The organism is Saccharothrix sabaoui, assembly GCF_051756985.1.
Taxonomy (GTDB): Bacteria; Actinomycetota; Actinomycetes; order Mycobacteriales; family Pseudonocardiaceae; genus Actinosynnema.
In genome coordinates this window covers 1-18,263 of record NZ_JBPKJK010000175.1, presented here as the reverse complement: position 1 = coordinate 18,263, position 18,263 = coordinate 1, and the positions used below count along the sequence as shown (strand labels likewise).

The 18,263-nt window shown below is 72.0% G+C and carries 14 protein-coding genes and 2 pseudogenes; 10 read left to right on the top strand and 6 right to left on the bottom strand.

Translation table 11 applies throughout. The annotated features are described in order from the left end of the window. The coding region (locus ACR807_RS35345) for an META domain-containing protein (RefSeq protein ID WP_438925850.1) at nucleotides 1–779 on the top strand (779 nt) is incomplete at its 5' end. Between the two features lie 52 nt (nucleotides 780–831). Here the strand turns inward: ACR807_RS35345 and ACR807_RS35340 are convergent. Further along, nucleotides 832–1,776, bottom strand: coding sequence for an NAD-dependent epimerase/dehydratase family protein (locus ACR807_RS35340; protein ID WP_438925849.1), 945 nt, complete (start codon nucleotides 1,774–1,776; stop codon nucleotides 832–834). Nucleotides 1,777–1,846: 70 nt separating this feature from the next. Here ACR807_RS35340 and ACR807_RS35335 point away from each other — a divergent pair, with 70 nt between their 5' ends. After that, nucleotides 1,847–2,284, top strand: a complete 438-nt coding sequence (locus tag ACR807_RS35335; protein WP_438925848.1) for a MarR family winged helix-turn-helix transcriptional regulator — start codon at nucleotides 1,847–1,849, stop codon at nucleotides 2,282–2,284. Between the two features lie 115 nt (nucleotides 2,285–2,399). On the opposite strand, the gene ACR807_RS35330 is transcribed toward ACR807_RS35335, so the two are convergent. The 4 genes and pseudogenes from ACR807_RS35330 to ACR807_RS35315 form a co-directional block, all read right to left on the bottom strand. After that, the gene (locus tag ACR807_RS35330; protein WP_438925847.1) at nucleotides 2,400–4,934 is read right to left on the bottom strand and encodes a fibronectin type III domain-containing protein; all 2,535 of its coding nucleotides are present in this window, start codon (nucleotides 4,932–4,934) and stop codon (nucleotides 2,400–2,402) included. 156 nt (nucleotides 4,935–5,090) lie between these two features. After that, nucleotides 5,091–6,260: pseudogene (locus ACR807_RS35325) on the bottom strand (IS630 family transposase). Between the two features lie 256 nt (nucleotides 6,261–6,516). After that, nucleotides 6,517–8,049, bottom strand: a complete 1,533-nt coding sequence (locus tag ACR807_RS35320) for a CATRA conflict system CASPASE/TPR repeat-associated protein (RefSeq protein ID WP_438925846.1) — start codon at nucleotides 8,047–8,049, stop codon at nucleotides 6,517–6,519. Further along, a complete protein-coding gene (locus tag ACR807_RS35315) occupies nucleotides 8,039–8,407 on the bottom strand; it encodes a CATRA system-associated protein (protein WP_438925845.1) in 369 nt (122 codons plus the stop codon). The genes ACR807_RS35320 and ACR807_RS35315 overlap by 11 nt, the downstream gene beginning before the upstream one ends. A gap of 177 nt (nucleotides 8,408–8,584) precedes the next feature. Here ACR807_RS35315 and ACR807_RS35310 point away from each other — a divergent pair, with 177 nt between their 5' ends. Further along, the gene (locus ACR807_RS35310; protein ID WP_438925844.1) at nucleotides 8,585–12,175 is read left to right on the top strand and encodes a CHAT domain-containing protein; all 3,591 of its coding nucleotides are present in this window, start codon (nucleotides 8,585–8,587) and stop codon (nucleotides 12,173–12,175) included. Between the two features lie 227 nt (nucleotides 12,176–12,402). Here ACR807_RS35310 and ACR807_RS35305 read toward each other — a convergent pair whose 3' ends face one another. Then, a complete protein-coding gene (locus ACR807_RS35305; RefSeq protein WP_438925843.1) occupies nucleotides 12,403–13,701 on the bottom strand; it encodes an erythromycin esterase family protein in 1,299 nt (432 codons plus the stop codon). A 123-nt stretch (nucleotides 13,702–13,824) separates the two neighbouring features. Here ACR807_RS35305 and ACR807_RS35300 point away from each other — a divergent pair, with 123 nt between their 5' ends. The 7 genes and pseudogenes from ACR807_RS35300 to ACR807_RS35270 all read left to right on the top strand — a co-directional run. Then, nucleotides 13,825–14,517 (top strand): DsbA family oxidoreductase, encoded by a 693-nt coding sequence (locus ACR807_RS35300; RefSeq protein WP_438925842.1) that lies wholly within the window; start codon nucleotides 13,825–13,827, stop codon nucleotides 14,515–14,517. A 28-nt stretch (nucleotides 14,518–14,545) separates the two neighbouring features. Continuing rightward, the gene (locus tag ACR807_RS35295) at nucleotides 14,546–15,163 is read left to right on the top strand and encodes a flavodoxin family protein (protein ID WP_438925841.1); all 618 of its coding nucleotides are present in this window, start codon (nucleotides 14,546–14,548) and stop codon (nucleotides 15,161–15,163) included. A gap of 71 nt (nucleotides 15,164–15,234) precedes the next feature. Further along, nucleotides 15,235–16,305: an L-dopachrome tautomerase-related protein gene (locus ACR807_RS35290; protein ID WP_438925840.1), complete on the top strand. Its 1,071-nt coding sequence runs from the start codon at nucleotides 15,235–15,237 to the stop codon at nucleotides 16,303–16,305. A gap of 28 nt (nucleotides 16,306–16,333) precedes the next feature. Continuing rightward, nucleotides 16,334–16,741, top strand: a complete 408-nt coding sequence (locus ACR807_RS35285) for a four-helix bundle copper-binding protein (protein ID WP_438925839.1) — start codon at nucleotides 16,334–16,336, stop codon at nucleotides 16,739–16,741. Between the two features lie 130 nt (nucleotides 16,742–16,871). Further along, nucleotides 16,872–17,441, top strand: a complete 570-nt coding sequence (locus ACR807_RS35280; RefSeq protein WP_438925838.1) for a hemerythrin domain-containing protein — start codon at nucleotides 16,872–16,874, stop codon at nucleotides 17,439–17,441. Between the two features lie 153 nt (nucleotides 17,442–17,594). Continuing rightward, nucleotides 17,595–17,762 (top strand): hypothetical protein, encoded by a 168-nt coding sequence (locus tag ACR807_RS35275; protein WP_438925837.1) that lies wholly within the window; start codon nucleotides 17,595–17,597, stop codon nucleotides 17,760–17,762. A gap of 144 nt (nucleotides 17,763–17,906) precedes the next feature. Next, nucleotides 17,907–18,067, top strand: a pseudogene (locus ACR807_RS35270) (IS5/IS1182 family transposase); the annotation flags it as partial. Nucleotides 18,068–18,263 lie beyond the last annotated feature (196 nt).

The following is an 18,263-nucleotide window of genomic DNA, read 5'->3' as shown; positions in this document are numbered from 1 at the left end:
CCATGAGGTACACCGCGTTCCTGATGGCAGTCCTGCTCCTCACCGCGGCCTGCGGCCGGGAAGCGGCGCCCGCCGGTGACAGCGCACCGACCGGGGACGACCTGCGCGGCCTGAGCTTCACCGCGTCCACCGGCACCGAGCAGGGCCGGGCACGCGCACTGGTCGCGGGCACCACCGTGCGGGTGCGCTTCACCGACGACGGCCGCCTGGTCGTCAGCGGCGGCTGCAACACCCTCTCCGGTCCCGTCGACACCGGTGGCGGCCGGCTGGCGGTGACGGACCCGAGCATCACCGAGATGGGCTGCGACCCGGAGCGCACCGCGCAGGACCGGTTCCTGGTGGACCTGTTCACCGGCAACCCCGCGTGGCGCCTGGACGGCGACACCCTCGTGGTCGGCTCACCGGACGACAACCTGCGACTGGTCCGGGAACGGGCACTGACCCTGGCCGGCGAGGTGTGGCGGGTCGACACCCTGATCCAGGGCACGACCGCCGGCGCGGCCCCGGCCGGCGTCACCGCGACCTTCGTCTTCACCGACTCCGGGGTGGCGATCACGGGCCTGTGCAACCTCACCGCGGCCGAGTACCGGACCACCGGCCGGACGATCACCTTCACCCCCGGCCCGGTGACCCGCAAGGCGTGCGAGCCGGACGTCATGGCGCTGGAAGCGGCGGCACTGGCCGTGCTCGACGGCGAGGTCGCCTACGCGCTCGACGCCCGGACGCTGACCCTGAGCAAGGGCGACAGGGGTCTGCGGCTCATCGCCGAACCGCGGTAGGGCGAAGTCCGGCGAGGACGAGGACGCCGCGCTACCGGGGGCGTCCGAGGGGTTACCGCTGGTTTCCCGCGCGCAACCAGGCGATGTAGTCGGCGGCGGCCGCGGCGGTGTCGTAGCGGGGCTCGAACCCGGTGTCCTCGCGCAGGCGCGTGATGTCGAGCCAGCTCACCGGGTGGTCCCCGGCCTGCGGGAGTGCGCACCGGAAGTCGGGTTCGGTGGAGTTGATCGCGGTGACGACGTCGGCGTTGCTCGTGGCGCGGCCGGAGGCGACGTTGTACGTCGAGTGGTTCAGCTTCCCGGCGAGCTGCAGCAGCGCGAGCGCGCGTCCGGTGTCCTTGACGTAGAGCAGGTCGAGGGCGTCGTCGGCGTGCGGCGGTGCGATGAGCCCGGACAGGTCGGGTTCGCCGCGCCGGGCCGCGGCGTGGGCCAGGGAGGGGGCGGCGAAGAACGGGTCGGGCAGGTGGCCGCCGGGACCCCAGGTGCCGGAGATGCGCGCGGTGACGATGTCCACGTCGGTCACGTCCGAGAGGTGGCCGGCGAGGAGTTCGGTGACCTTCTTGAACGTGGGGATGGCGTGGGAGTGCCCCAGGGGGATCGGCACGTCCTCGGTCAGCGCGCCCTCGGAGGCGAAGCCGTAGACGCCGATGGTGCTCGCGGTCACGACACGGCGCACGCCCCAGGTCCGCGCGGCGCGGACGATGTTGAGGAACGCGTCCAGTGCCCCCGCCGTGGCCTCGACCGGGTCGGTGTCGGTCACCGGCCACGGCAGGGCGACGGCGAGGTGCACGATCCCGGTGATCGGGTACCGCCGGCCCACGGCGAGCAGGGCGTCGAGGTCGGCGACGTCGGCCTGGACGACGTGGACGGGCAGGTCGGCCATGTGCGGGGGGACCTGCGCGGTGCGGCGCTGGAGCAGGACGCACTCCTCGCCGGCGTCGGTGAGGGCGCGGACGGTGTGGGAGCCGATGAAGCCGAGCCCTCCGGTGACGAGGATCATGGTCGCGCCTTTCGTGGTGGAACTGATCGTCAGGATTACTGACGATCAGACTAGGCCTAAGATGGGGGCCGTGTCCACCGAGCCGAGCGCCACCGCCGACCCGCACGAGGTCCTGGGGTACCTCCTCAAGCACGCGACCCTGAAGCTCACGGCGTTGACGGACGCTGCGCTGGAGCCGTTGGGGATCGACAGCAAGGACTTCGGGGCGCTCCGGGTCCTGGCCCACCGGGAACCGACGTCGCAGCTCCAGGTGGCGCAGATCCTCGGCATCGACCGCACCACGATGGTGGCGTTGCTGGACGCGCTCGAGCGCAAGGGCGTCGTCACGCGGCGCCCGGACCCCGCGGACCGGCGCAGGAACGTCGTCGAGCTCACCGAAGAGGGGATGCGGACCTACGACGCGGCACGGGTGGCGTACGGGAAGGCCGAGAGCGCGTTCCTGGCCGCGATCAGTCCGAACGCGACGGATCAGCTCCGCCGGACGCTGCGCACCCTCGTGCAGACCTGACCTGCGGGGGAGGCCCGGCCGGACCGCCGCCCGGACGAACGGGGGTGCCCCGCCGCCGAACGGCGACGGGGCCGAGCTGCCGGTCGCGGGACGGGCCCGCAACCGGCAGGGGTGGTCACAGCAGGGAGATGTAGTCGGTCGGCGGACCGTCGCCCGCGCTGTTGTGGGCGATCACCGCGGCCCGGACCGGCATGTGGGTGACGTCGGAGTCGGGCACGAACGTGTAGGTGGTGCCCTGCACGGATGGCTGCAGGGTGCAGGAGTCGTGGGTCTCGACGGACGTGCACATGACCACGCCGTAGCTGACGGTCTCGTACCCGTCGTCCGCGGGCGGCGACCACGTCAGGACGACGGTGCCGTCCTTGCGCTCGAAGGTCAGGTTCTGCGGCGCGCCGGGTGCGACCACGCCGCTCTGCGCGTAGCCCTGCCCGGTGGCTTCCGAGCAGGTGTCGGAGGCGGCCTGGGTGGCGATCACCCGGTCCTGGGTGGAGCCGGTGGCGGGTGCGGTGTAGAGGCCGGTGGCGAGGTCGATCGTGCCGAGGGCGCCGTCGCTCAGCCTCCAGGTGACGGGTTGGGTGTTGGCGCAGCCGACGGAGGTGGCGGTGAACTGCACCGCCTCACCCGCTCTGACCCGTCGGGTGGTCGGCTCGACGTCGACGGTGGTGAGCTTGTCCGGTGACGTCCACAGGTCTACCGGGTCGTCCTCGTTGTTGTAGATGGAACTGCTTCCGTGCACCTCCAGCAGCGGCACCTCGAAGGTGAGGCTCACGTCCACCACGAGCGAGACCTTGCCCCAGGGTGTTCGGGAGGAATCGGCGTCGAAGACCAGCGACGGGGTGAGTTCGAGGCCGGGGCCGGCGATGTCGTAGAGCAGGATGGTCAGGTTGGCCGGCAGGCTGACGGTGATCTTGGCCGCCGCCTTCAGGTTCGGTTCGAAGGTGTTGACGGCTTTCGTGGTGTCGTCGTGCGGGGTCCAGCGGTCCTCTGCCTTGCTGTAGGTGAGGCTGCCGCCGATGGTCTGCTCGTAGGAAGCGGTGAAGGTGAACTCCAGCGACCCCTCGGCGGTGAGCCTGGCCAGCAGCGTGAACTTCGGGCACAGCACCAGCGGGAACCAACCGACCCAGAACGTCGTGCAGTCGAACGGGATGTCCACCAGGGGCTTGCTCTCGGCGGTGCCGGAGAACATCGCGGCGAAGCGGCCCTCCACCGACGCCTGGACGGTGGCCTTCGCGGCGATCGAGGCGCTCTGGAGGCTGAACCATGACATGTCCACGTCCAGTGCCCAGTCGGGGGTGACGGTCACCTCGCCGGTCAGCGCGGCCTCGAAGCCGACTTCGCCCTCGGCCTGCACCTTGGTGTCCTCGGAGGTGGAGCTCTGCGGCTTGTAGGCGATGCTCATGTCGAGCCTGCCCCCGATGGAGGAGACGTCGACGCGGGCGCCGGGGACCAGGGAGCGGGGTTGTGCGGTGCTCACCCAGTCGGCCTTGGGCGCGGCGAGCAGGGAGGAGGTGTGGACGGCGTCGGTGAGCTTCGCGTTCTTCGTGATGAGCACGACCTTCTCGCCGCTGGTCCGCACTTCGGTGATCTCGCGCAGCAGGCCCTTGCGGGGGCGGGGCTGTCGGGCCTCCGCGACGACGATCTGACCCTTGACCAGTTTCTTCACCTGGGGGGTGGCCTGGTTGAACACCACGCGGTCGTGGGCGATCCGGCTGATGGCGTCCATGCTGTTGACGGTCAGCTTGACGGTCCTGTCGGCGATCTTGTAGCCGGGTCTGGCCCGGGCGGTGCCGGCGGCGGCGAGGCGGTCGGCCACGCCGTTGGCTGCGGTCACCGCGACGGTGTGGACCTGTTGCGGGTCCAGGCCGGTGAGGGTGGCCCGGTGCGTCGAGGCGCCCACCGTGACGGACTTGCCGCCCGGGGTGGTCGTGACGGTGTAGGAGGTGACGGCCGCGCCGCCGTCGTCGCGCGGCGGCTGCCAGGTGACGTCCAGCGACCCCTGGGTGCCGTCGGCGGAGGGCGTGGCGGACACGGAGCGGGGGCGGGTCGGGGCGTAGGGCGCTCGTGGCACGTTGTCGGCCTTGGTCGCGGCCCTGCCGGTGCCGATCTTGTTGGTGGCCGCCACGGTGACGGTCTGGGCCTTGCCGTTGACCAGGCCGGTCAGGGTGGCGGTGCGGACGTCGCCGCCGACGGTGGCCTTCTTGCCCGAGGGGGTCGCGGTGACCGTGTAGCCGGTGATCGGCGCGCCGCGGTCGGCGCCGGGGTTCCAGTGCACCACCAGGCTGCCGTCGCGACCGAACACCGAGTCGATCGTCGGCGGCAGCGGCCTGCGGGCCGTGCGCGGCACGGCGGGTTCCGACTGCGCGGACTTTGGCGAGGACGTCCCGGCGAGGGTTTCCACGGCGGTGAAGGTGTATTTCGTGCCGTTGGTCAACCCCGTGACGCGGGCCGAGGTCTTGCCGCGGTTCTTCACCACGGCGGTCTTCCCGCCCGGCGCGGCGGTGACCGTCATCGACCACTCCGCCGTCGCGTTCCGGTCCTGGTTCGCGGACAGGAACACCACGTCGACCGCGTTGTCCCGGGAGTACACCTCGGTGATGCGGGGGGCGACCAATCCCGGTGCCGCCTGCGCCGGCAGGCCCGGCGCGACCACCGAGGAAATCAGCAGGGAAATCAGCAGGGAAAGAACCGCTATCGGCGAAAATGCGCGTGCGGAACCGCGACTCGGTCTCATCGGTGACATCCCCTCGATCGAGCGAAAAGAATTCGGATTCGTTCGACCGTAGCGCCCTGGATATTGTCCGGGGCATCACTCGACGGTATCGACTGCTGTCGCTGTGCGTGCACGTGGAGGTCGAAAAAGCACGGAAAGGTGTGGGTCCGGCCACCGACGGGTGCGGTTCCTGCTCTTTTCGGTTGAACCGCGAGTGGTCTCTGCTGCTTGGACAAGGTCACGCGCGTTCGACGACCGTACGCCGATGTTGAGCCGGGAGTGTTCGGTTGCCCACATGATGGCGTAGCGGACGTGTGGGGCGCGGAAGTAGCCGCGGACGATGTGCGGTTGGCGTTGGCGGCGGTGCGGGAAACCTCTGGTCTCGTGGGCGAGGCGGTCGACGTTGTGGGCGCGGGAGGCGTTGACGTTGCGCTCGAGGTCGGCGTTGAGCAGCTCGTCGGGGTTCAACTCGGGGCTGTAGCCGGGCATCAGGTGCAGCTCGATCCGGTCGGCGTTGGTCTCCAGCCAGGCGCGGACCGCTCTGCTGCGGTGCACCGGATGCCGGTCGGCGATGACGTGCACTCTTCAGTCCGCTTGGCGTGCCACACGGTCGAGAAGTGCGGTGGACACGGTCGCGGTGAAGCGTTCGGTGAACACGGTGAACCACAGCGCGCCGCGTGAGGCGACCGCGGACATGACGTTGACCCGCAGCCGTTTCCCGGTCGCCCACACGACCGGCGTGCGGCCCTCCGGCGCCCAGGACCGGCCGGGCGGTGGGGCATCGGAGCGCAGCCCGCACTGGTCGACCCACGCGATCGCCGCGCCCTCGGCCTTGGCGCGTGCCTCGACCGCCGGATAGTCCTCGTCCAGCCAGGCCCGCACCGCGGCGGGCTGCTGTTCGTAGGCACATCGGCCCGGGCGTTGCGGGGTGAACCCGTGGCGGCGCAGCCACAGGCCCACGCCCTGCTCGGTCATGCCGACCCCGACGACCAGGCGGATCAGCTCCACCACCGCCGGACGGGTCCACAACGGGCCGCCGGTCAACAACCCCTCGGGTGTGTAGTCGGCCATCGCGGCGAACAGCGTGCCCCGATCCTCCGCATTGATCAATTCGGTGGGGTCGGGACGTCCTCTGCGGGTCGCCAGGTCGTCGCGACCGTCTCGCCGGTAGGCCGGCCACCAGGTCCCCGTCGACCATTCAGAGACCCCGAACACCTCCGCGGCCTGCCGATAGCCCTCGACTCGACCGGCCTCCAACGCCGCCACCGCAGCACCTCACGCTCCGCAGGCGACAACCGGTGCGCATCCCCGACCTCGACCACGCTGATCGACCTACAGGCAAGCGATCACTTTCGACTCAATAGTGTGGCTCCGTCAGCGGAAAGCGTGATCACCGGTTTGGCGATGACTGTTCGAGCGGCATAGGACCCGCTACGGCGTTTCGCTTTCCAGGCGGGTTCGTCGTCGCACGTCGTTGCAGGCCGGCCGCCGCGGTGGGGACGGGAAGCGTGCGGCTCGGCGATCACCCCGTCCACAGCCACGCCTCGGTGGTCAGCTCCTTGACCCGCACCGTCACCGGACTGAACTGCTCCCGGGGCAGGCCGGGCACGCCCTCGGCGACCACGAACTCGTGCACGTGCCGGGACAGGACGACCGCCAGGTCGCGCTCCGGCTGCGCGAGCACCTGCTCGCGCAGCGGTGCACAGTCCAGCAGTCGGCCGGCGACGGTGGCGGTGGCCCCGCTGAACCCCAGCTCCGAACGGCCGACCGGACCGATGACGACGGCCATCCGCAACCGCAGCCGGTCCTGCGCCCCGGTGTTGTCGTGGGCGAGCCGGTCGGCGGTGCGGCGGAGCAGCAGCGGCAACGCGCGGTGGACGTCGCACCCTGCCGGGAGGAACGCCAGCAGCCCGTCGCCGGTGTCCTGACGGTCGACGGCCGACGGCGCGGTGCCGAGGTCGTGGAGCACCGAGTTCGCCAGAGCCGCCAGCCGCCCCTGCACCCCCGCTCGCCACTCGGGCTCCCGGCCGCCGTACCCGACCATGTCGAGCATGAAGCCCATCCTGATCGCCCGCCCGCCGGGGACCTCGGCCACCGGCACGGGTGGGCGCAGCGTTCGAACCTCGTCCACCAGCCTCCTGTCCTCGTCGAGCCGTTCGAGCGCGTGGTCCAGTTGCCGGTCGACCCACTCCGCCAAGCCGTCGTCGGCCGCCAGCGACCGGGGGAACACCGCGGCCATGTTCGTCCGATCGATCTCCGCGGCCCGGCGCAGCCGGCGCAACGCCGACGTCGACGCGGTGAGCGCGACAGCAACCGGTCGCCCCAGGTCGGCGCGGTGCACCTCGTCGTGGATCCGCGCCCGCAATCGGTCGAGCGCGGGGGTGTCCGCGTGCAGTACGCCGATCGAGTGGCGCAACCTCGTGGTGTGCATCAGGTAGCGGGCCAGCGGCGGCATCTCGGCGGTGCCCCGGCTCCACGTCCACGCGCTGAGCACCGCGTCGTGCCCGGCCGGCGCCAGGACCACCAGGACGCGGTCGGTGCCGACGTCGTCGACCGGCTCCAGCACTGTGAGGACGCCTTCCCGGACCTCGGGCGTCGCCCACCGGAAGCGGTCGCGCAGGTGGACGGGCAATGCGGCCGGCACGGCGTCGTCAGCGCCGGTCGGGTGCTTGGCCTGGAACACCCTGGTCGTGCCGAGCAGGTCCGCCGCGTCGCCCACCAGGTCGGTGCACCGCTGGTCGAACGTGATCCACCCGGACCCCGGCCGGCCGGTAGGGCTGTCGGGCGCGGTGAACGCCAGCGAGAGGTTGAGTACGTCGTGCGAGCGGCGCAGGACGGCCTGGATGTCCGCCGCGCCGTCCCGCGCGGCCGCCACCGCGCAGTCCGGGCGGGACGACCGGAGGGAACCCGGTAGCGCGGCGGGTAGTCCGGTGTTCGGCACGGGGTGCACCGCGCCCAGCGCACGGCAGCGCGCCCAGATCGCACGGAGCCCGTCCTCGGCGTCCTCGGTCGCCGGCGCGTAGAGGTGGACCACCAACTCCTGCTCAGCCGGCACGCCGATCCCCCGGCTGGTCCTCCCCAGTCGGCTCCTCCGCGCGGTACCGATCGCCGGTGTCCCCGGCCAGGGTCCGCACCAACTCGTTGGCCAGCTCCAGTACCCGGGCAGGCGGCGGTACCACCGGTTCATCACCGATGCGCGTGATCCTGCGGGGAACGGCCAGCTCCAGGTCCGCCGCCGCCACGCCGAACGCGTCGCGATCCCGTTCGAGCACGGCCCTCGACAGCTCGACCACCGCTTCGTCGACGGCCGTCCACCGCGCCTCGTCGAGCCGCCACCCCGGCAGGTCCGCCAACACCGCCAGGGCATCGACCACCACCGCCGCGCCGAGTTCCGGGAACGCCGTCACCGTCATCACTCACCTCGTCGACCCGCCTGGTTCCGCCGCGCCGGATCGGCGCCGCAGTATTGCGGCCGCGTGTTCCGGCTCGTGTTATTGAATCACCACTGGACGATCATGCTGACCGCAAAAATCGGCAATCACCCGATGTGAAATCGACGTGCTCGGAACTCCTGGAGGAGGAATTCGGCGGTGTTGGCTGATGAACCCGTCGCGGACGGCGAAGAGGTCGATTGGCACCTGCTGGAGGTCCTGTTCGCCCTGGACTCGGAGGACGTGCCGGAGGAAACGTTCGACCAGCTGGTCGAGGCGCAGTGGAGGGAGGTGGACGCCCTGCCCCCGGGCACGCCCGAGCAGCGGGCGGCGATGGTCCTGCTCGTCAACCTCCTGACCACGGCCGCCGAGCGCTTCGCCGACCTCGCGCGGGATTGGGAGGCGGTGGCGGTCGCGCGGCTGGCGTCCCGCGAGCCGCTGGCCGACGACGAGCGCCCGCACCTGCTGTTGCTCCTGGCGACGGCGCTGCTGGGTCGGTACTCGCGCACCGGGGACGTGCCGGCGCTGCTGGAGTCGATCGAGGTCGGTGGGCTGGGGCTGACCGCGGCCGGTGGAGCGGATCGGTGGGTGCACCAAGTCAACCTCGGCCATGCCCTCACGTTGGCCTTCCGGGAGCGCGGCGACGTGCCACTGCTGGACGAAGCGATCGGCCTGTTGCGCGAAGCCGTGGCGGAGCGCCCCCAGGACGAACCTGAATCGGCCCTGGCACCGATGCAGCTCGGCATCGCGCTCCACCTGCGGTTCGCCGTCGGCGGTGGCGAGGACCTGTTGACCGACGCCGTCGCGCGGGCACGGGAAGCGGCGGCGGAACAGGCTTCGGACGCCTCGATCGCCGGGGCGGCCCACACCAACCTCTGCACGATCGCCCGAACCGCGTTCGAGCACTCCGGTGCCGCCGACCTGCTGGCCGAGTCGATCCGGGCGGGCCGGACCGCCCTGACCCTGCTGCCCGCCGGCGACCCGAACCGGCACGACGCGGCTGCCGTCCTGGGCACGGCTCTGCTGGCCAGGTACAAGTCGGTCGGCGACGGTGCCGCGCTGCGCCGGGCGCGATCGCTGCTCCAGGAGGTGTGCGCCACGAGCCGGCCGGACCACCCCGGCCGGGCCGGGTGGCTGACCAACTTCGCCGACTGCCTCCGGACGTGGTTCATCCACACCGGGCACACCGACGTGCTGGTGCAGGCCAGGGAGGTCGCTGCGGAGGCCGCCCGCGCGGGTCTCGCCAACGGACCCGACCGGGCGGTGCTGCTGGGCACCCTCGCGGACGTCCTGCTGTCCATCTACCTGCACGACCGGGCCCCGGAGGTGCTCGACGAGGCGGTGGGGCTGCTCCGCGAGGCGGTGCGGGTCACCGCCGGTTCCGCCGCAGCCGCCGTGCACCTCGAAGCGTTGGCCCACGCCCTCGACGTGGTGCACACGACCACCGGCGAGCGGGACGCGCTGATCGAGGCGATCGACCTCGCGCACCGGGCCGCCGACGCGGCCCCCGGCCACCGCCCGGCGCGGTCGAGGTCCCTGGGCGGCCTGGGACAGGTGCTCGACACCGGTTACCGCCGGATCGGCGACCTGGCCCTTCTGCGGAGAGCGGTCGACGCGTACTCGGAGGCGCTGTCCGGCACCGACGCGACATCGCCCGTGCTCCTGTCGGGCGCGGCGGGCGCGCTGAGCGCCCTGGCCGACCGGACCGGTGACGCGGACCTCCTCGACCGGGCGGTGGCACTGCACCGGTCGGCACTGGAGGCGGTGCCTCCGGAATCCCCGGTCCGGGCCGCCTACCTGGGCACCTTGGGCGGGGCGCTTGCGAAGCTGCACGCGACCACCGGCGATCACAAAGCCGAGCGGGAAGCCATCGAGGTAATGCGCGCGGGCGTCGCCGAGGGCGACCTCCTACCCCCGATCACCCGGGCCTCCCTCCTCTACCAGCTCGCCATCACGCTGTCGGACACCGAGGAGGCCGCCACCGACCTGCTCGTGCTCGACGAAGCGGCGGGGTTCGCCCGGCGCGCGGTCGACCTGCTGCCCGCGACGGAGTCCCACTCGGAGTCCCACTCGGAGGCCCACTTGGCGGCGGCCGAGCACACCCTGGCCAGGGTGCTGCTCGCCAAGTACGGGTTGGACGGCGACCGGGCCTCGCTCACCGAGGCGAACCGGCACTTCGCCGCCGCCGCGGAGGTCGCCACCGCGCCACCGGTCATCACCTTCGGCGCGCGGTGGCGGGCGGCGTCCACCTCGGCCCTCCTCAAGGACGACGAGCGCGCCGTCACCCAGGTCGAGCAGGCCGCCGCACTGCTCCCCGAGATCGCCCCCGAGGCGCTCACCGAGGCCGACCGACTGCACCTGGTCACCTCGACGGCGGGTTTCCCGGCCACCGTGCTCACCGTGCTGGCGCGAGCGGGACGGCCCGAGCGAGCCGCGGAACTGCTGGAGCAGATCCGAGGCACCCTCCTGACCGACGCGATCACCAGCCGATCCGGTGTGGACGAGCTGCGCGCGGTCCGGCCGGACCTGGCCGATGAGGTGATCCGGCTCCGGCTGGAGCGCGCGGCGCTGAATGACCCCGGCGAAGCCCCGCCAGCGGCCCTGCGCAACCGGCAGCTGTGGACTGTCCACTGGAGACGATTACTTCGCGAGGTGCACGCCCTGCCCGGGTTCGCCCGCTTCCTGGAGCCGCCCACGTACGACGAGCTGCGGGCCGAGGCCACCGAGGGGCCGATCGTCTACGTGGCCGCCGACGAGCGGGGCGGATTCGCCCTGATCGTGACGCGCGACGAGCCGATCGTGGTGGAACTGCCGGCCGCCGACTTCCGGACCGTGACCGGCCAACTGGCGGTGCTGCGCCACGCCGACGAGCTGGCGGCGGGGCCATTGCGGGAGGGGTGGCACGCGGCGCAGGGTCTGGCCGGGTACGTCCTGGCCTGGACCTGGACCGCCATCACAGGACCGGTGCTGGACCGCTTGGGGCCGGTCGACCGGCTGTGGTGGTGCCCGGTGGGCGTCATCGGGGCGCTGCCCCTGCACGCCGCCGGCCTCGACCGGAGGAACGGCCGTTCGGTGCTCGATCGCGCGGTCACCTCGTACACGCCGACCATCCGGGCGTTGGCACGGTCGCGGACCGCACCCGAGGCGCCCACCGGGTCGCTCCTGGTCGTCGCCGCGCCGGAGGCGACCGGTGCCGCCCTGCCCGCCGTACGGCGGGAGGTGGCCCGCATCGCCGCCAAGGTGCCGGGTGCCACTGTCCTGGACAGCGATGCCACCCGCGACCAGGTGCTCGCGCAGCTTTCGCACCACCGCTTCGCCCACTTCGCCTGCCACGGTGTCGCGGACGCGGCGCGCCCCGAGGAGAGCAGGCTCCTGCTCGCCGACCACCGCACGCACCCCCTGACCGTCGAGGCGATCGCCCGCCTGCGCTTGACCGGCGCGGAGATCGCCTACCTCTCCTCGTGCTCGACGGCCGAGACGTCCGCCCGGCATCGCGATGAGTTCACGCACCTGGCGGGTGCCCTGCAACTGGCCGGGTTCCGCGAGGTCGTCGGCACGCTATGGCCGGTGGGGGACCGGGTCGCGGCGGACCTCGCCGAGCGGCTCTACGACCGCGTCGTCGTCGATGGCGTGGTCCGGACGACCCGCGGGTCCACCGCGCGTGCCCTGCACCAGGCGGTCCGGGAACTCCGCGCCGTGCACCCGCACCGCCCGCTGGACTGGGCCCCCTACGCGCACTTCGGCCGGTAGCCTCCGTCCTGCAACCGGCCGGTGCCAGCCTCTGGTCACGGTCTCGGCCCGCATCAGGAACTCGGACAGGTAGCGCCGTGCGGGACGTCCGTCCGAGGGGGACCAGCCAATTATTGAGCCTAAAGTGATGGGTTTCCTGTAAGTCGGTGTGTAGTTGGGGTCGGGGGTGCGCACCGGGACCGCGTTTCAGTGCACTCCGCGACGGGTTCCGCGACGGGTGCCCCGGGTCAGGTGCCGCTGGGGTAGGTCTCGGGTTCGAGCGCGTCGACCCGGCGGGTGTGCAGCGGGTGCAGGGCTCGGGTCCGGTCGAGCCAGAGGAAGGCGTCGTAGCGGTCGCCGAGCACGGTGGGCACGTAGTTGCCCCGGTGGTCGCGTTCGGGGTGGTAGACCACGCCGATGGCGCGGTGGCCGAGTTCGGCGGTGAGCAGGTCGGGTCGGTCCTCGCGGGGGAGGACGAACAGGGCCTGCTCGGGTGCGGTGGCGTGCAGCACGTCCTCCAGCGAGCCGGGGCGGGCCGCCGGCACGGGCATCTCGTGCAGCGGCGCGCCCCACGAGTCGCCGGCGACGACCGTGCCGCGGTGGCTGCCGAACCCGACCAGCACCACCCGGTCGCCCCCGTACCGCTCGCGGGCGAGCTGACCGATGTTGATCTCGCCGTGCGCGGCCATGGCGGTGGCGCGGGCGTCGCCGACGTGGGTGTTGTGGGCCCACACGACCGCTTTCGAGCCCGGACCGTAGTGGGTCAGCAGGCGGGCGAGGGTGTCGTCCATGTGCCGGTCGCGGACGTTCCACGACTCGCGCCCGCCGCCGATCATGGCCCGGTAGTAGCGCTCTGCCCCGGCGACGACCTCGGCGTTCTGCCACGCCCCGAACGCACCGCCGTCGCCCGCCGACCCGTTGGCGGCGGCCCGTTCGCGCAGCCGCACCAGCAGGTCGACCACCTCGTTCTCGCAGCTGGTGGGGATCAGGCGGGTGGCCATCGCGTAGTCTCGGGCGCTCTCGCCGTAGGGCTCGAAGCAGTGGTAGGCAGCCAGGGCCGCAGGCACCTCGACGGGGTCGTGCTCGCGCAGGTGGGTGAGGATCTCGCGCAGCGATTCCCACAGCGAGTACACGTCCAGACCGTGAAAGCCCACTCGTTCGTGGACATCCCGCACCGCGTTGTGGGCCCGCAACCACCGGGTGAAGTCGGCGACCTCCTCGTTGGCCCACATCCACGTCGGCCACCGCTCGAACGCGGCCAAGGCGCCGCGCGGGTCGGCGGGCGCGTCGGGCAGGCAGCGGACGGCGCGGTCCACCCGGTCGCAGTCGGGCCAGTCGCCCTCCACCGCCACGAACGAGAAGCCCTTCTCGGCGATCAGCCGCCGCGTGAGCAGCGCGCGCCACCGGTAGAACTCGTGGGTGCCGTGGCTGGCCTCGCCGATCATGACCACCCGCGCGTCGCCGACGCGGTCGAGCAGCACGTCGAAGTCGCCCGCGTCGGTCAGCGGCGCGGCCAGTGCGGCGACCTCCTCCGAGTACCGGGGCACGGTGTCCTCCTCGCGGTCGTCGGTGGTCGGAACTGCCTACCCGCACCGCCGCGGCGAAAACCCGCCGTGTTCATGCGGCCGGTCCGGGTACTCACCGGGAACGCGTGAGAGGAGAGCGGGGAGATGCCACGACCGGAAGTGCGACCGGGGACCATCGTCGTCTACACCGACATCGCGTGCGCGTGGTCGACGGTCGCGATCGTGCGGTTGCTGCGCGCCCGGGACGAGGCGGGGTTGACCGATCGGGTGCACCTGGACCACCGGTGCTTCCTGCTGGAGGACGTCAACGCCTTCCCGATCCCGAAGAAGTTCCTCGACTCGGAGATCCCGGTGGTCGGCGCGCTGGAGCCCGACCTGGGGTGGAAGAACTGGCAGGGCGACCCGGCGGACTGGCCGGTGACCACGGCACCGGCGAACGAGGCCGTGCACGCGGCCAAGGAGCAGTCGCCCCGGGCGGCCGAGGAACTGGACGTGGCGCTGCGCCTGGCGTTGTTCCGCGACAGCCGCTGCATCTCGCTGCGGCACGAGATCGTCGACATCGCCCGCGGCTGCGAGCACGTGGACGCCGACGCGCTGGGCGAGGCGCTGGACGACGGCCGGGCGCGCGGGCCGATGATGCGCGACTACCGCGCCAACCGCGACGCCGTGCAGGGCAGCCCGCACCTGTTCTTCGCCGACGGCCACGACGTGCACAACCCCGGCATCGAGCTGGACTGGGTGGGGGAGCAGGGCGCCGGGTTCCCGGTGGTGGAGCACGACGACCCGACCGTCTTCGCCGACCTCGTCCGCCGCGCCGCGGCCACCGCGCCGGGTTGAGACGGCGATGAGCGGGTAGGCCCTGGGCATGGCTCCTACCGCGTTGACCGCGCTCGCGCTGACCTGTTCCCTCAAGCCCTCGCCCGAGCCGTCGAGCAGCGACAAGATCGCCCGACAGGTGCTGGACGAACTCGCCGCCCACGGTGTCGAGGGCGACCTGCTCCGCGTCGTGGACTTCGACGTGCGCCCCGGGGTGGAGACCGACATGGGCGGTGGCGACCAGTGGCCGACGATCCGCGAGCGCGTCCTGGCCGCGGACATCCTGCTGCTGTCCACCCCGACGTGGGTGGGCCACCCCTCCAGCGTCGCCCAGCGGGTGATGGAGCGGCTGGACGCCGAGCTGTCCGAGACCGACGACGAGGGCCGCCCGTCGATGTACGGCAAGGTCGCCGTGGTGGCGGTGGTGGGCAACGAGGACGGCGCGCACAAGATCATCGCCGACTGCTTCCAGGCGCTCAACGACATCGGCTTCACCGTCCCCGCGAGCGGCGGGACGTACTGGAACTCCGAGGCGATGAACCCCAAGGACTACATCGAGCTGGAGCAGACCCCGGACGCCGTCGCCTCGACCAACAAGAAGCTGGCGAGCAACGCCGTGCACCTGGCGCGGCTGCTCAAGCAGGCCCAGTACCCGCCCGTCCAGTGAGGAGCAGCCCAGTGAGGAGCAGCCCGGTGAGGAGCAGCCCGGTGAGGAGCAGCCCGGTGAGGAGCAGCCCGGTGGGAGACCTGGAAGTGGTGCACGAGTTCACCGGGCCGATGCCCACCGGGGTGAGCGTCTCGCACACCGGTCGGGTGTTCGTGAACTTCCCGAAGTGGGGCGACGAGGTCCCCGCGACCGTGGTGGAGCTGCGCGACGGCGTCGAGGTGCCGTTCCCGGACCAGGCGTGGAACTCGCCCTCGGGCGACGACGACGAGGGCGCGTTCGTGTCGGTGCAGAGCATCGTGGTCGACCCGGCCGACCGGCTGTGGGTGCTCGACACCGGCAGCCCGCTGTTCCGGCCGACCAAGCCGGGCGGGCCGAAGCTGGTGTGCGTCGACCTGGCCACCGACACCGTCGCTCGGGTCATCACGTTCCCGCCCGACGTGGCACTGGAGACGACCTACCTCAACGACGTGCGGTTCGACCTGCGGCGCGGTGAGGCCGGCGTCGCCTACATCACCGACTCGGCCGACTCGGGTCCCAACGGGATCATCGTGGTCGACCTGGACAGCGGCGAGTCGTGGCGCAGGCTGCACGACCACCCCTCCACCAAGGCCGAACCCCTGGAGGGCTTCCGCCCGGTCGTGGAGGGCGCCCCGCTGCTGGAACGCCCCGCAGACGGTGAGCCGGAACCGGTCACCATGGGCTCGGACGGCATCGCCATCAGCGCGGACGGCACGCGGCTGTTCTACTGCCCGTTGGCGTCCCGCCGTTGGTACAGCGTGCCGACCAACGCCCTGCTGGACCGGTCGCTGCCCGACGACGAGGTGGGGGAGCAGGTGGTCGACGAGGGCGACAAGGGGGGCGGCTCGGACGGGTTGGAGACCGACGACGCCGGGCGGCTCTACCTGACCGACTACGAGCACAACGCCGTGCTGCGCAGGCTGCCCGACGGCGACTTCGAGACCGTCGCCCACGACCCGCGCCTGCTGTGGCCGGACACGATGTCGGTCGCCGACGGGTACCTCTACGTCACCGCCAACCAGCTGCACCGCCAGGCGAAGTACCAGGGCGGGCAGGACCGCAGGCAGAAGCCGTACCACCTATTCCGCGTGCCTGTCGACGCCGGACCCGTCCGGCTCCGGTAGCGCACCACCCGGACGAGGAGTGATCCGCTTGACCACCACGACGATGCCGATGCTGGAGACCTACCCGGCGGAGATCAACCTGGACCGGGCGAAGCTGGCCGCGGCGATCGACGCGCTGATCGCGTGCGCCGAGGCGTGCACGGCGTGCGCGGACGCCTGCCTGAGCGAGAGCTCGGTGGCGGAGTTGACCAAGTGCCTGCGCACGAACCTGGACTGCGCGGACATCTGCGGCACGACCGCCCGGGTGTTGTCCCGGCACACCGGGTACGACGCGAACACCAGCCGGTCGCTGTTGGAGGCGTGCGCGACGGTGTGCGGGTCCTGCGGCGACGAGTGCGGCTCGCACGCCGGGATGCACGAGCACTGCCGCGTCTGCGCCGAGGCGTGCCGGGCGTGCGAAGCCGCCTGCCGCGACCTGCTCGCCACCATCAGCTGACGGTGGCGAGGCACGTCGGCTTGCGACGACGAGCCGGGCGGCACGGGTGTCGGTGCCCACGATCGGGTGGCACGTGGTTGACCTCATCCGACGTGGGTAGGCGGCGGTGAACCGACACCTGGAGGTTTTCGTGACTGTCGAGCGGGAGCACGACACCGACCTGGTCCGCGTGATCACCGCCGACCACCGCGAGGTCGAGCGGCTGTTCCGGGAACTGGAGTCCGGCCAGGGCACGCCCGAGCACCGGCGCGCCCTGGCCGACCACGTGATCGCCGAACTGGTGCGGCACTCGGTGGCCGAGGAGCAGTTCATGTACCCGGCCGCGCGCGAGGTCCTGCCCAACGGTGACGAGGTGGCCGACCACGAGATCGAAGAGCACGCCGAGGCCGAGCGGGTGATGAAGGAGCTGGAGGGCCTGGAACCCACCGACCCCCGCTTCGACCGGCTGCTCACTGAGCTGATCCGCGAGATCCGCCACCACATCAAGGACGAGGAGGAGGACCTGCTGCCCCAGCTCGCCGCCCGCTGCTCGGCCGAGGACCTCCAGGAGCTGGGGCGCAAGGTCATCGCGGCCAAGAAGGTCGCGCCCACCCGCCCCCACCCGGCGGCCCCGGACAAGCCACCGGCCAACCTGCTGCTCAACCCGGGCACGGGCCTGATCGACCGCCTGCGCGACGCGCTCTCCGGCCGCAACCGCTGATCACCGCCACCGACCGGTGACGGGTCGGGCGGACATCCCGGCCCGCCACCGTCGCGGGTCGTCCGCACGCCGTGCACACCGGGAGGCTCCCCGGTCGCGCTGGTTCGCGTCGCGTCCGCGTTTCACGGCCGGGCAGGCGGGTACCGGGCCTGCATGGAGGACATCACCGGAGCCGGTCCCGAGGAAGAAGCCGTGCGCGCCGGAGAGGCGAAGCCCGCCACCGAACAGGAGGAAGGGCTCGGCGAACCGGACTCGTCATCACCCGACGACCAGCGGGACGACGATTCCGGGACGCCCGAGGACGACCGGGACGACGCCTGACCGCGACGACGTTCCGCGCCGATCCGGTCACCACCGGCGTCGGTGGCCCCTCGCGGCCGGAGCCCCGCTGTCGCTTTTCGACGCGCGTACGAGGTCCGGCGCCGCGGTACCCGGGTGACGGTGGGGAAGTCGGTGTTCGCCTGGCGGGACGCCAACCACGCCCACGCCCGGCTGCGCGGACCGGGCGAGCGCGTCAACGCCCGACTCAACACCTGGTACGTCCTGCGCAAGTTCCGCTGCCGCCCCACCGCGCCGGCCACCCGGCCAAGGCCACCCACGTCCTGCGGAACCGAAGTTGCCGCACGATGAAAGAGGTGGTGTGCACGCCGTTCAAGCACCACGCCACCCGACCACCGCTGCTGCGGAACTCCCGCACGACGCGGGTACCCGGGACCGTCCCCTCAGGGGCGGATGCCCGCCGGTAGTCGGAACCGGGTGAGGTCGGCGGTGAGGAAGGAGGTCACCTCGGTGATGTGGCGACCCCGGATCGTGAGGACGTCG